Origin of the sequence: Streptomyces sp. NPDC050704 (genome assembly GCF_040654355.1) — a bacterium.
GTDB lineage: Bacteria > Actinomycetota > Actinomycetes > Streptomycetales > Streptomycetaceae > Streptomyces.
Map to the genome: position 1 here is coordinate 1 of NZ_JBFAHW010000199.1, position 11,428 is coordinate 11,428.

At 69.5% G+C, this 11,428-nt stretch carries 16 protein-coding genes; 2 read left to right on the forward strand and 14 right to left on the reverse strand.

All coding sequences use genetic code 11. The annotated features are described in order from the left end of the window. Nucleotides 1–106 precede the first annotated feature (106 nt). Entirely contained in the window at nucleotides 107–1,126 is a 1,020-nt protein-coding gene (locus AB0I18_RS49930) for an asparaginase (RefSeq protein WP_363112513.1), read from the reverse strand. Nucleotides 1,127–1,278: 152 nt separating this feature from the next. Continuing rightward, nucleotides 1,279–2,010 (reverse strand): AmfC protein, encoded by a 732-nt coding sequence (locus tag AB0I18_RS49935; RefSeq protein ID WP_363112514.1) that lies wholly within the window; start codon nucleotides 2,008–2,010, stop codon nucleotides 1,279–1,281. Nucleotides 2,011–2,181: 171 nt separating this feature from the next. On the opposite strand from AB0I18_RS49935, the gene dtd reads away from it, so the two are divergent. Then, nucleotides 2,182–2,607, forward strand: coding sequence for a D-aminoacyl-tRNA deacylase (dtd, locus tag AB0I18_RS49940; protein ID WP_363112516.1), 426 nt, complete (start codon nucleotides 2,182–2,184; stop codon nucleotides 2,605–2,607). 25 nt (nucleotides 2,608–2,632) lie between these two features. On the opposite strand, the gene AB0I18_RS49945 is transcribed toward dtd, so the two are convergent. From AB0I18_RS49945 to AB0I18_RS49970, 6 genes are all read right to left on the reverse strand, one after another. Continuing rightward, complete coding sequence (locus AB0I18_RS49945) at nucleotides 2,633–3,607, reverse strand: folate-binding protein (RefSeq protein ID WP_363112517.1); 975 nt, start codon at nucleotides 3,605–3,607, stop codon at nucleotides 2,633–2,635. A gap of 34 nt (nucleotides 3,608–3,641) precedes the next feature. Further along, complete coding sequence (locus tag AB0I18_RS49950; RefSeq protein WP_363112518.1) at nucleotides 3,642–4,124, reverse strand: Fur family transcriptional regulator; 483 nt, start codon at nucleotides 4,122–4,124, stop codon at nucleotides 3,642–3,644. Nucleotides 4,125–4,140: 16 nt separating this feature from the next. Continuing rightward, entirely contained in the window at nucleotides 4,141–4,740 is a 600-nt protein-coding gene (locus AB0I18_RS49955; protein WP_363112519.1) for an FABP family protein, read from the reverse strand. Nucleotides 4,741–5,037: 297 nt separating this feature from the next. After that, nucleotides 5,038–5,928: a hypothetical protein gene (locus AB0I18_RS49960; RefSeq protein ID WP_363112520.1), complete on the reverse strand. Its 891-nt coding sequence runs from the start codon at nucleotides 5,926–5,928 to the stop codon at nucleotides 5,038–5,040. Beyond that, the gene (locus AB0I18_RS49965; protein ID WP_363112521.1) at nucleotides 5,925–6,755 is read right to left on the reverse strand and encodes a hypothetical protein; all 831 of its coding nucleotides are present in this window, start codon (nucleotides 6,753–6,755) and stop codon (nucleotides 5,925–5,927) included. The genes AB0I18_RS49960 and AB0I18_RS49965 overlap by 4 nt, the downstream gene beginning before the upstream one ends. Then, the gene (locus tag AB0I18_RS49970; protein WP_363112522.1) at nucleotides 6,752–7,507 is read right to left on the reverse strand and encodes a hypothetical protein; all 756 of its coding nucleotides are present in this window, start codon (nucleotides 7,505–7,507) and stop codon (nucleotides 6,752–6,754) included. The genes AB0I18_RS49965 and AB0I18_RS49970 overlap by 4 nt, the downstream gene beginning before the upstream one ends. A 178-nt stretch (nucleotides 7,508–7,685) precedes the next feature. Here AB0I18_RS49970 and AB0I18_RS49975 point away from each other — a divergent pair, with 178 nt between their 5' ends. Continuing rightward, complete coding sequence (locus tag AB0I18_RS49975; protein ID WP_361072834.1) at nucleotides 7,686–8,048, forward strand: DsrE family protein; 363 nt, start codon at nucleotides 7,686–7,688, stop codon at nucleotides 8,046–8,048. 6 nt (nucleotides 8,049–8,054) lie between these two features. Here AB0I18_RS49975 and AB0I18_RS49980 read toward each other — a convergent pair whose 3' ends face one another. From AB0I18_RS49980 to AB0I18_RS50005, 6 genes are all read right to left on the reverse strand, one after another. Then, entirely contained in the window at nucleotides 8,055–8,441 is a 387-nt protein-coding gene (locus AB0I18_RS49980) for a VOC family protein (protein WP_363112523.1), read from the reverse strand. Nucleotides 8,442–8,451: 10 nt separating this feature from the next. Then, nucleotides 8,452–8,712 (reverse strand): DUF3099 domain-containing protein, encoded by a 261-nt coding sequence (locus AB0I18_RS49985; RefSeq protein WP_363112524.1) that lies wholly within the window; start codon nucleotides 8,710–8,712, stop codon nucleotides 8,452–8,454. 136 nt (nucleotides 8,713–8,848) lie between these two features. After that, complete coding sequence (locus AB0I18_RS49990) at nucleotides 8,849–9,136, reverse strand: DUF1416 domain-containing protein (protein WP_363112525.1); 288 nt, start codon at nucleotides 9,134–9,136, stop codon at nucleotides 8,849–8,851. Nucleotides 9,137–9,166: 30 nt separating this feature from the next. Continuing rightward, nucleotides 9,167–10,006: a sulfurtransferase gene (locus AB0I18_RS49995; RefSeq protein WP_363112526.1), complete on the reverse strand. Its 840-nt coding sequence runs from the start codon at nucleotides 10,004–10,006 to the stop codon at nucleotides 9,167–9,169. 166 nt (nucleotides 10,007–10,172) lie between these two features. Further along, on the reverse strand, nucleotides 10,173–10,253 hold the full coding sequence (locus AB0I18_RS50000) for a putative leader peptide (RefSeq protein ID WP_350310325.1): 81 nt from the start codon (nucleotides 10,251–10,253) through the stop codon (nucleotides 10,173–10,175). Between the two features lie 246 nt (nucleotides 10,254–10,499). After that, nucleotides 10,500–11,255, reverse strand: coding sequence for a DUF2993 domain-containing protein (locus AB0I18_RS50005; RefSeq protein ID WP_363112527.1), 756 nt, complete (start codon nucleotides 11,253–11,255; stop codon nucleotides 10,500–10,502). Nucleotides 11,256–11,428 lie beyond the last annotated feature (173 nt).

The window sequence follows — 11,428 nt, forward strand, 5'->3', positions numbered from 1 at the left end:
GGCGATCGGATATCCCGTCGCGGCACCGGCCCCACCACCCACCACCCCAGGGGCGCGGGGAACTGCGCGACCAGCCACAACGCACCCGCAGACAAACAACCGAACCTCAAAACACCGCCCGAATCTCCCCCACCTCAACCCCTCCACCCACCACCGGCGCCCGACCAACCCGAGCCAACACGCCCGCCTCCACCCCCATCAACCCCAGCCCCCGAGCCAACACAGGCCCAAGCACCCGCCCCGCCCCGTCATCCACCTTGAACGCCAACGCCCGCCCATCAGACAGCGCCACAGCCTGCACCCCCTCCGCCCCCATCTTCGACAACACCCCCGGCACCTCCCGCATCAACCACGTATCAGACCGCCGCGTACCGGCGACGTACTCGGGATACGCCCGCATCGCCCCGGCCACCCGCCCCTCCACCGACCCGGAATCCGCGAGCACGAACGACCGAAAAGCCCGCGCGAGCCCGACCAGGCTGATAGCCATCAGCGGCGCCCCACACCCGTCCACACCGACCGCCCCGACAGCCTCCCCCGCCGCCGACTCGACCACCGCCAGAATCTCCCGCTGGAGAGGATGGGACGGGTCCAGGTACGACTCCGTCGGCCACCCCCGCAGCACACACACCGCCAGCATCGCCGCATGCTTCCCGGAACAGTTCATCGCGATCCGGTCCCGCACACCCCCACCGGCGAGATACGCCTCCGCCTCCACCGGATCGAGCGGCAGATCCACCGGACACCGCAGATCCCCCGCGGCCAACCCGTTCTCGGCGAGCATCTTGACGACCAGGTCCCGGTGGAAGGCCTCCCCGGAGTGACTCGCGGCGGCGATCGCCAGCCGCTCCCCCGCGAGATCGAGCCCCGCCCGCAACACCCCCGCCGCCTGCATCGGCTTGTTGGAGGAACGCGGAAAGACGGGCACAGCCACATCCCCGAGCGCCAGCTCCACCGCCCCGTCCGCACCCAGCACCACCAGGCTCCCCCGATGACGACTCTCGACGAAACCGGACCGTACGACCTCGGCGAGAACAGGGGGCGCAGCCGGAAACGAGGACGAGGACAGGGACGGGGACAGGGACGGAGATGTGGCAGGCGGCTTCTCGGAAGCAGAATCGGACATCGGCGGTGGCCTTCCAGAACGGGACCCACCCGGCCCCGAACGGACCGCAACGACCACGGCACCCGGATCACCTCACCCCGGCCCACCCACAGTCGCCGCGCCCGCCGCAGCCCCGCCACAACCGCGGCCCCGGGATCGCCGGGGCCACCGCGTCACATGAGCAGGTCGTCTACTTGCGCTTCACCCTCACGGTACCGGCGAGCGATCTCCGTACTGCACTCGTCCGCCGTGCGCTGCAACTGCTGCCGCCGCCGCGAGACCTCCTGCTCGTACCGCACGAGCCGCCCCATCGCGGTGTCCAGCTCAAGGTCCGTACGCGCCTGCGGGTCGGACAGCTCGACCTCGGCGAGCATGTCCGCGGCCAGCCGCCGGTACTCCTCGCTGCGCGGCGTACCCACGGTCACGTGCCGCGCCGACGACCGCTGCCGCGCGGGCGCGTCCGTCAGGATCTCCGACAGCCGCTCGACGACGGAGGCCACCGACGCCGCCGCCTCCGTGGCCGGCGCCTCGAGGTCGCCGCCGCGGGCCCGCCGGGGGTCGGCGCGCCGCGCCAGTTCCGCCCGCAGGATGTCGATGCGGCCCTGGAGCAGCCGCCGCACATAACTCAGATCGGCCTCGTCCCGCTGCGCGTCCCTGCGCAGGGTGCGCAGTTCGGGCAGCCGCAGGACGCCCAGCTCGGGCTCGGTCGGCGACTCTGGCACGGGACTGTCCGTCCGTTGGGTGGGCGGACGTGCCCCGATCGGAAGCGCTGGAGCTGAACTTGGCGAACGTACTGAAGATGCCGAATGTACTGAAGGTGCTGAATGTACTGAAGATGCTGAAGGCGGCTCCCCCCGAATCAGTGAAATGGCCCCGGGTGACTGCCCCGTACTCGGTGTGCTCATGTGCCTCTACCGTCCCCTCGACCGGCGTGTGTGAGCATCGTGCCACCCCAGGTGGCCGCTATGTGACCGAGTGCCCCCGATCGGCCCCAGATGGGGGGTTAAGGATCAATAAGAAAGCCCCTGAACGGAGGCCGCACGCACGTCAACGCGACGCACGGCATGATGGTCCGTATGCGTGCGGTGGTGCAGAGAGTGGACGGCGCGAGCGTCGTCGTGGCGGGCGAGACCGTCGGGGAGATCAGCGGCGAGGGGCTGTGCGTCCTGGTCGGGGTGACCCATGAGGACACCAAGGAGAAGGCGGCCCAACTGGCCCGCAAACTCTGGTCGGTCCGCATGCTGGCCGACGAGAAGTCGTGCTCGGACATCGACGCGCCGCTGCTCGTCATCAGCCAGTTCACGCTCTACGGGGACGCCCGCAAGGGCCGCCGCCCCACCTGGAACGCGGCCGCCCCCGGCGATGTCGCCGAGCCCCTCGTGGACGAGGTGGTGGCCCAACTCCGTTCGCTGGGGGCGACGGTGGCGACGGGCCGGTTCGGCGCCCAGATGCGCGTCTCACTGACGAACGACGGCCCGTTCACCGTGCTGCTCGAAATCTAGAACCCGTCATCCAGGACCCGTCGTCCTACGGCTCGACCACGACCTCCTGCGCCGCGGCCGTCGTGTCGGCCAACAACCGCGCGTCCAGCGGCACGTTCCGCTTCACCAGCGCGAGCGCGATCGGGCCCAGCTCGTGGTGGCGTACGGCCGTCGTCACGAAACCGATCCTGCGGCCGTCGGGCCCCTCGTCCGCGAGGCGCAACTCGGTGCCGTGCGGCGGCAGATGGACCTCGCTGCCGTCCAGATGCAGGAAGACGAGCCGGCGCGGGGGCTTGCCCAGGTTCTGGACCCGGGCGACGGTCTCCTGCCCCCGGTAGCAGCCCTTCTGCAGATGCACCGCACTGCCGATCCAGCCCAGCTCGTGCGGGATGGTCCGGTGATCGGTCTCGAAACCGAGCCGCGGCTGGTGGTGCTCGACGCGCAGCGCCTCGTACGCGAGGAGCCCGACCGCCGGGCCGTGCTTCTCGACCTCGGCCGCGTACGACTCCAGGTCGGCCCGCGGCAGGAAGAGGTCACGTCCGAACGGGGTCTCGCGTACGACGACACCGTCCGGGATGTCGGCGATCGAACCGGCCGGCAGGTGCACGACCGCGAAGTCGCCCGTCCGGTCGGCGACCTCGACCCGGTAGAAGAACTTCATCGACTCCAGGTACGCGATCAGCGCCTCCTGGGTGTCGGGCTCGACGTGGGCCCAGGTGGTCGTCCCGTCGTCGACGAGGTACAGCGCGTGCTCGATGTGGCCGTTCGCGGAGAGGATCAGCGCCTCGGTGGCACGGCCCGCCGGGAGGTCGGTGACGTGCTGGGTGAGCAGCAGGTGCAACCAGGTGAGCCGGTCGTCACCGGTGACGGTGACCACGCCGCGGTGCGAGAGGTCCACGAAGCCGGTGCCGTCGGCGAAGGCGCGCTGTTCTCGGAACAGGTCGCCGTAGTGGGCGGCGACGCCTTCGTCCACGCCTTCGGCAGGGACGGCGCCGGGCAGGGACAGCAGAGGGCTTTTCATATCCACACAGCGTACGACCGAGCGGGCGCCGTTTTTATTTCCTGGCGTCGAGCCCGGTGTCCGGCTTGGCATCGAGCTTGGCGTCGAGCTCCTTGTCGAGCTTGGCCGCACAGTCCTCACACCGGCCGAAGATCGCGAAGTGCTTCATGTCGGTGTCGAAGCCGAACGTCTCGCGGAGCTTGGCGGTGAAGTCGGCGGCCACCTCCATGTCCGCCTCGATGACGTTGGTGCAGTCGCGGCAGACCAGGTGGAGATGGTGGTGCCGGTCCGCGAGGTGGTAGGTGGGCGCCCCGTGCCCCAGATGGGCATGGGAGACCAGCCCGAGCTCCTCCAGGAGCTCCAGGGTCCGGTACACCGTGGAGATGTTGACCCCCGAGGCCGTCTTCCGCACTTCCACGAGGATGTCGTCGGGGGTCGCGTGCTCCAGGGTGTCCACGGCTTCGAGGACAAGCTGGCGCTGCGGTGTCAGCCGGTAACCGCGCTGCCGCAGATCACTCTTCCAGTCGGTGCTCACCACACCAGGAAGTCTAGGCCTACTTGAAGAAAGCGATCCCGTCGTCCGGCATGTCGTCCGGGAGGGCCTTGGCCCAGCGTTCGACGTCTTCCGGGGTGACGACCTTCTTCAGGTGTGCGGACATGTAGGGGCGCAGCTCGACCTCGGGGGTCTGCTTCTCGCCGACCCACATGAGGTCGCTCTTCACGTAGCCGTAGAGGCGCTTGCCGCCGGTGTACGGGCCGGACGCGGCCGTGCGCGCCACGGCGTCCGTGACCAGGTCGATCTGCGGCTTCTTGGCGGCCAGCTCGCCGTACCAGATCTCGACGACACCGTCGTCGCGGGTCATGACGACCTCGACCTTGCGGTTGCCGTCCACGCGCCAGAAGCCGGACTCGGTCTCCAGCGGCCGCACCTTGTTGCCCTCGTTGTCGAGGACCCAGGAGTGCGAGTGGTATTCGAGGAAGTCCCGCCCGTCGTGGGTGAAGCTGACTTCCTGGCCGAAGTTGCACTTCTCGTCGCCGGGACGGCGTTCATTACTGTCTCCGACAGGGGCGTACACGCCCGCGCCGGCCCAGTTGCCGAGCAGGAAGACGAGCGGGACGAGGTCCTTGTGCAGGTCGGACGGGATCTCGATCATGAGGTGGGAAGTTCCTTGATGGGGGTCAGCGCTGGCCCTGGTACAGCTTCTTCACGGCCAGCCCGGTGAAGGCGAGAACGCCGACGCAGACGAGGACCAGCAGAGCTTCGAAGAAAACCAGCACGGGGCGCTCCTTGGGATGACGCGGTGACACGGTGATGGGTGGTGCGGTGACGGGCAGTACAGAGCCGGTCCCCACTCTAGTCGGGCTCGTGTCGGGTGGGGACCGGGGCTCCGCACGCGTACGTCCCGGACGGAAGGTTCGGAAGGCCGGGTCGGACGGTCGGGTCGAGCGGTTCAGCCGAGCAGCTGGCTCTGCAGCACCACCGTCTGCTGGAACGGCACCGCCTCGGCCGACCCCTTCCGCGCCTGCACGATCAGCGCGAGGGTGTCGCCGGCCACGACATACGCCTCCCGGACGCGTTCGGCGCCGTACGGCTTGGCCTCCGCGTACACGTAGTGCCGTACGTCGTCGAGCGCGGCCTCTTCCGGGAACGCCTCGTCGGTGGTCACCTCGGCGGCGCCGCGCAGGGCGTACTCCGGGGCGTCGTAGCCGATGAGGTCGGTCGACTGGATCTCGTCGACGACGGCGGCGGTGTTGAACTGGAGCAGGTAGACGCTCGTACGGGTGCCGTCCCGGGTGGTCCAGCCGCGGGCCGCGATGTGCCGCAGGCCGTTGTCGGTGAGCAGTCGGCCGAACGTCTCGCGGTCGTCCTTCGACCCGTACGCCGCCAGGAACGCCTTCTGCGACAGCCAGCCGTCCTTGCCGCGCAGCTCCTTGTCGGGCTCGGCGCCCTCGGGGGCGGGCAGGACGAGTTCGCGCAGGTCGGCGTGGTGGGCGCCGGCCGTGTTCGCGTCCTCGAACGGGCCCGGGCTGCCGGCGGGCAGCGCGGGCCGGACGATCTCCGGGTACTCCCAGCGGCCGTCCGACTCGGTCGCGAGGCCCGGGACGTCGGTGCGGTCCAGCCCCGTGACGCCGTACGCGGCCGAGGCCCCGACCGCGCCGAAGACGACCACGGCGGCGGTCCAGCGCAGGACGGCGCGAAGGGTACGACGGTCCTTCTTCGGCTTGACGGGGTCCGGGTTCACGGGCTCCGGCCCGGTGGAGACTTCCGGCGGCGCCTGCGGCATCGGGGGCGCGTCCGCCGGGGCGGGGGCCGCGTCCGTCGGGGCCTGCTGCTCGGTCATACCGCCTCCCCAGGGTCCGTGATGCGGTCGAGCTGGTCGCGCAGGAACATCGCGACGGCGTCCTCGTCCAGCTTCTTCGCGCCGTACACCGTGGCGCTGACCAGGACGTCGCCCTCGTAGGCGGAGCAGTACATCGCGTCGAGCTTCTCTTCCTCGTCGGTGGGCGGCAGGAAGCACTCGGCGTTCTTGTGGCCCTCGATCTTCGGGCCCTTGCGGAACACGTCGAGGAGGTCGAGGAACGCGCGCTGGTACGTCGAGATGTCCCGCACCGCCCGCCGGCTCTCCATCCGGGACAGCACGATCTCGATGGTGAAGGCCTCGTCCGCGTAGAGCGTGGAGTCGGTCGCGCCGGGCGTGCTGAGGTAGCTGCGCATCACCATGCCCTTGATGCGCTGCTTGTCGATCTCCTTCTCCAGCTGCCTGCGCTGCGAACGGGGCAGGTCCTTCACCGACTCCTTGCGGATGGCGGTGGCCTGGCGTCCGCTGAGCACCGCGTCGGAGCCGAACTCGGCCATGTCGGGGCCACGGGCGTACCCGTTGGTCCCGTAGGGCAGCAGCACGGCCTGAAGCCCGCCGGCCTCTTCTTCCGTGCCCTTGCCGTCCTTGCCACCCTTGGCGTCCTTGGCGTTCGCCTTGGGGAAGGTCCAGGTGGGCTTCCCGGGATCGCGGTCGGCGCCGTTGACGGCGACCGCGGTGTAGCCGGCACCGCCGATGACGGCGACCAGGAGCAGGGCCGCGCCCGCGACGGCCGCGATACGGCCTCGGCGTACGGGCTTCTTTTCGGACATGTCACCGAGAGGCGCGTCACTCACAGGGGTGTCGCTCACAGCCGTGCCACCTGCCGCTTCGCCAGATCCATGATCTTCTCCTTGGAGATCGGCTTGATGTCGGTGACCCAGATCTCCATGGTCATGTCACCGCGCCAGGCGTGCGCCTCGGCCGTGTAGACCTGCACGCCCTCCTCCTGCTCGGGCCTGTCATGGACGTACGCCATGCCGTCGCCCGTGCCGGGTATCGCCCAGCTGCGGGTGCCCTGCTTGCGGTCCGCCCAGTAGTGGGCGTTCTCGGCGCTGTCCATGGCCGCGAGGGACTCCTCCTGGCGGTATTGCACGAGACGGACCTCGACGTGGTACGTGTTGCCCACGCGCCAGTTGGTGACGGCCGCGCGGCGGAACTCGTCGGCGACGAGCGTGCTGAAGGCGTCGACCGGATCCTCGTACGAGTCGGCGTACGCGACGATCGGCAGCCAGCCGTCGGCGCCCGCCTCGTAGAGCCCGTCCCGGGCGTTGCCCGGCCGCTTCAGCAGCAACTCGCGCAGATCGCCGTCGGTCCTGACCTTCGGGTCCTGCGCGGCCGACAGGGGCTCGACCTCGCCCTTGGCCTGCTTCACCACCGGCTGCGACAGCGAGGGCAGGCGGGTGGGCTCCCGCTCGACCTGGACGAGATACCCGGCGCTGGTGCCGGCGACGACACCGAGCACGGCGGCCACGGCGACGAGCAGGGCCGTACGCCCGCGCCGACGCGCACGCGCCACGGGTTCGGCCGGTACGGGACCGGCCGGAACAGATCCCGTCGGCACGGCATCCGAGGGTTCCGGCGCTTCCGGGGGCTCCGGCGCTTCCGGTCTTTCCGAGACTTCCAAGACGTCCCCTCAACAGAACGCGAAGCGCGGATTCCGTATCCGCGCGCACAGGAGACCCATGGCCGACGCCCGTGGTTGCAGGGGAGTTGATTACGATTCGGACTACTATTCGGCCATGGCTAAGAAGCTCGTGATCAAGGTGACAGCGGGGGCGGACGCCCCCGAGCGCTGCTCGCAGGCGTTCACGGTGGCCGCGGTGGCCGTGGCCAGCGGCGTGGACGTCTCGCTCTGGCTGACCGGCGAGTCCGCGTGGTTCGCGCTGCCGGGCCGCGCCGCCGAGTTCGAGCTGCCGCACGCGGCCCCGCTGCCCGACCTGCTCGACTCGATCCTGGCCGGCGGCCGGCTCACCCTCTGCACGCAGTGCGCGGCCCGCCGGGACATCACGGAGAAGGACGTCATCAAGGGCGTACGGATCGCGGGTGCGCAGGTCTTCGTGCAGGAGGCCCTGGCGGACGAGACGCAGGCGCTCGTCTACTGAGAAGCCCTATTCAGGCGTCTCCACCCAGAGGCAGAAGGGGTGCCCGGCGGGGTCGAAGAGGACCCGCACGTCGTCCTGCGGCTGGTAGCCGGCGAGCCGCGCCCCCTCCGCGACGGCTCGCGCGGTCTCGGCCGCGAGGTCGTCCACCTCGATGTCCAGGTGCAGCATCATCTGCTGGTCGCCGGGTTTTCGGGTGGGCCAGACGGGCGGGACGTACTCGGGTTCGGTCTCGAAGGCGAGCGACGTGCCCTCGGTGCCGGGCGGCGGGCCGATGAGCACCCAGTCGGGCTCGTCACCGCGCACGACGTAGCCGAGCAGGCGCAGGTAGAACCCGGCCAGCTCGTGCGCGTCATGCGCGTCGAGCACCACGGTGGACAGCCTCGTAGGCGACATGCGCCCTTTCCTACTGTCGTCGCTTCTTGCCGTCCAGCTCGTCCCACCACTCGTCGGACCTGGCGTCTCCGGACGGGTCGTCCCACCACCGGTCGTCGGGCCCGCGCCGGTTGGCGACCACGGCGGCGAGCGGCGGGATCACCATCGCCACGACGCACATGCCGACGGCGACGGGAACGGACCACAACCGCACGACGCCCCACGCCAGGACGAACAGCCCGACGCACGTGCCCATCATGGCGAAGTAGACGTGACGCCTTCGCGCGTACATAGGTCCAGCGTAGATCCGGATCCGGGCAAGCCGAAGGGCCGCACCCCGATCAACTGGTGGCGTCCAACCCCCAGGGGTGCGGCCCTTCGGCCGTTCATACGGTGTGAACCGTCAGGCGGTTCAACGGTTCAACGACTCAGACGGCGATGGCCACCTCGGCCAGGCCGCCGGTCTGGGCGACGACCGTACGGTCCGCCGTGCCGCCGGGAACGAGGGCGCGGACGGTCCAGGTGCCCTCGGCCGCGTAGAAACGGAACTGTCCGGTCGCCGAGGTCGGAACCTCGGCGGTGAACTCGCCGGTCGAGTCCAGGAGGCGGACGTAGCCGACCACCGGCTCGCCGTTCTTCGTCACCTGACCCTGGATGGTGGTCTCACCGGGCTTGATCGTCGAGGCGTCGGGGCCGCCGGCCTTCGCTCCACACATATGTCGTTTCCGTCCTTGAGGCCTTGAGGGTTACTTGTTGGCGCCGAGCTCGATCGGCACACCGACGAGGGAGCCGTACTCGGTCCACGAGCCGTCGTAGTTCTTGACGTTCTCGACGCCGAGCAGCTCGTGCAGGACGAACCAGGTCAGCGCGGAACGCTCACCGATGCGGCAGTACGCGATGGTGTCCTTGGCGAGGTCGACCTGCTCGTCGGCGTAGAGCTCCTTGAGCTCGTCGTCCGACTTGAAGGTGCCGTCGTCGTTGGCGTTCTTCGACCACGGGATGTTGCGCGCGGACGGGACGTGGCCCGGACGCTGCGACTGCTCCTGCGGCAGGTGGGCCGGCGCGAGCAGCTTGCCGCTGAACTCGTCGGGCGAACGGACGTCGACCAGGTTCTGCGAGCCGATGGCCGCCACGACGTCGTCGCGGAAGGCGCGGATCGCGGTGTTCTGGGCCTTGGCCTTGTAGTCGGTCGCGGCGCGGGTGGGCACCTCGACGACCAGGTCGCGGGAGTCGAGCTCCCACTTCTTGCGGCCGCCGTCGAGGAGCTTGACGTTCTCGTGGCCGTACAGCTTGAAGTACCAGTAGGCGTACGACGCGAACCAGTTGTTGTTGCCGCCGTAGAGGACCACCAGCGTGTCGTTGGCGATGCCCTTCGCCGACAGGAGCTTCTCGAAGCCCTCCTGGTCGATGAAGTCACGGCGGACCGGGTCCTGGAGGTCCTTGGTCCAGTCGATCCGGATGGCGTTCCGGATGTGGTTCTTCTCGTACGCGGACGTGTCCTCGTCGACCTCGACGACGGCCACGTTCGCGTCGTCCAGATGATCCTGGACCCAGTCGGCGTCTACCAGGACGTCGCTGCGGCTCATGCTCTTTCTCCTCCGGGGCAGTTACGGCGGGGCGGTGCGGTAGAGAGAGGTGCGGGGACGCGGTCGGCCGGTCGGCGATCAGGGCTTCGGGGCGAGCGCGGCGCACGGGTGGCCCCTGACGAGGAAGGTCGAGGGGTCCGGCTCGCGGAAGGACGAAGGCTTCCGCTCAGAAGGTGCGACAGAGCATGGCGGCGACACGGCACAGGTCCACTGCCCGCCGCTTCGTGAGGTCCGCCTGTCGCTTCATGGAGACGATCGTAGGGACGGACAGGCGGGCATGTCACCGGCGTGTCGTATGTTGAGACGCGATCGTCCGCAATGTGGGATGGAGGGGGTTCGAGGCCGCCTCGGCCGGACTGCCGGGCACTTGTCGCCCTCGTCACATCAGCCGTACATCTGCTCTACGGACGGGCTCGTCTCGCCTTTCGGACGACTGCCCCGCCCCCGAGCCTCAAGCCCCGAACGTCCTGCAGCGGCCCACCTACCGGTCTGCCTACCCGACGAGGTTGACGTCCGAACCCTTCACCGTGATGTCGACGCCCTTCTCGGCCGCCTGGACCTTGTCGAGCTTGATGCCGCCCGGCAGGCCGTCGATCTGCTGCTGGAAGTCGGTGATCAGCCGGACCCTGTCCTCGGCGAGCTGGACGCCCAGGTTGGGCAGGGAGTCGGCCTGCACCTCGACCTTGTCGCCCTTGACGCTGACCGAGCTGAGCACGGAGACCGGCTCGGGGAGCTTGGTGCCGAGCACGGTGGCCTCGACCTGGACCTTGATCTTGCCGTTGCCGCCGTCGGAGAGGCCGACGACCTGGGCGGTGACGCCGTCCGTCACCTGCACCGGCTCGGACTTGGCCGCCTTGAGGAGTTCGGCGTACGTGATCGTGGCCGTGCCGGTGGCGGTGGCGGCCGTGGCGGAGCTGTAGTTGCCGGAGAAGGCCACGCCGCGCATCTGGGCGGTGAGGTTGTCGATACGGATCTTGGCCGGGGCGGTGCCGGTGCCGCCCGTGGCGCCGCTCGTGTCGGCCTCGTAGTCCTTGATGCCGACCTCGACCTCGTCGAGTTCGCCGCCGGCCACCTGGGTGAGGAACGGGAAGCCCTTGATGGACACGTCCGGTGTGCTCGCCAGGCCCTCGTTGGTCTTCAGTCTGTCCGCCGCCTCGTCCTCGGCGAAGCCGACGGCGACGCGGTCGGCGATGACGAAGAGTCCGCCGAGTACGACGGTGACGATCAGGAGTATTCGTAGTGCGCGCATGTCTTGGTGTTCCCCCACCCTGGCGGTCTTCTGAGCCCGAGAGTAACCCCGGGGCGGCCTCCGGCCCGGGGACAGAGGCAGTTGTCGATCAGCTGTGACACGCCCCCGCCGCCCCTACCCGTCCCATCCCCTGGGGCTCCGCCCCAGACCCCGTGAGGTGTGTGTTGTCGGGT

Coding starts and splice junctions, on each gene's coding strand:
- AB0I18_RS49955 (WP_363112519.1), bottom strand. CDS start 4,740: ATGATCGAGATCCCGTCCGACCTGCACAAGGACCTCGTCCCGCTCGTC.
- AB0I18_RS49975 (WP_361072834.1), top strand. CDS start 7,686: ATGGCTAAGAAGCTCGTGATCAAGGTGACAGCGGGGGCGGACGCCCCC.
- AB0I18_RS49945 (WP_363112517.1), bottom strand. CDS start 3,607: ATGAAAAGCCCTCTGCTGTCCCTGCCCGGCGCCGTCCCTGCCGAAGGC.
- AB0I18_RS50005 (WP_363112527.1), bottom strand. CDS start 11,255: ATGCGCGCACTACGAATACTCCTGATCGTCACCGTCGTACTCGGCGGA.
- AB0I18_RS49995 (WP_363112526.1), bottom strand. CDS start 10,006: ATGAGCCGCAGCGACGTCCTGGTAGACGCCGACTGGGTCCAGGATCAT.
- AB0I18_RS49930 (WP_363112513.1), bottom strand. CDS start 1,126: ATGTCCGATTCTGCTTCCGAGAAGCCGCCTGCCACATCTCCGTCCCTG.
- AB0I18_RS49980 (WP_363112523.1), bottom strand. CDS start 8,441: ATGTCGCCTACGAGGCTGTCCACCGTGGTGCTCGACGCGCATGACGCG.
- dtd (WP_363112516.1), top strand. CDS start 2,182: ATGCGTGCGGTGGTGCAGAGAGTGGACGGCGCGAGCGTCGTCGTGGCG.
- AB0I18_RS49935 (WP_363112514.1), bottom strand. CDS start 2,010: ATGAGCACACCGAGTACGGGGCAGTCACCCGGGGCCATTTCACTGATT.
- AB0I18_RS50000 (WP_350310325.1), bottom strand. CDS start 10,253: ATGAAGCGACAGGCGGACCTCACGAAGCGGCGGGCAGTGGACCTGTGC.
- AB0I18_RS49985 (WP_363112524.1), bottom strand. CDS start 8,712: ATGTACGCGCGAAGGCGTCACGTCTACTTCGCCATGATGGGCACGTGC.
- AB0I18_RS49960 (WP_363112520.1), bottom strand. CDS start 5,928: ATGACCGAGCAGCAGGCCCCGACGGACGCGGCCCCCGCCCCGGCGGAC.
- AB0I18_RS49990 (WP_363112525.1), bottom strand. CDS start 9,136: ATGTGTGGAGCGAAGGCCGGCGGCCCCGACGCCTCGACGATCAAGCCC.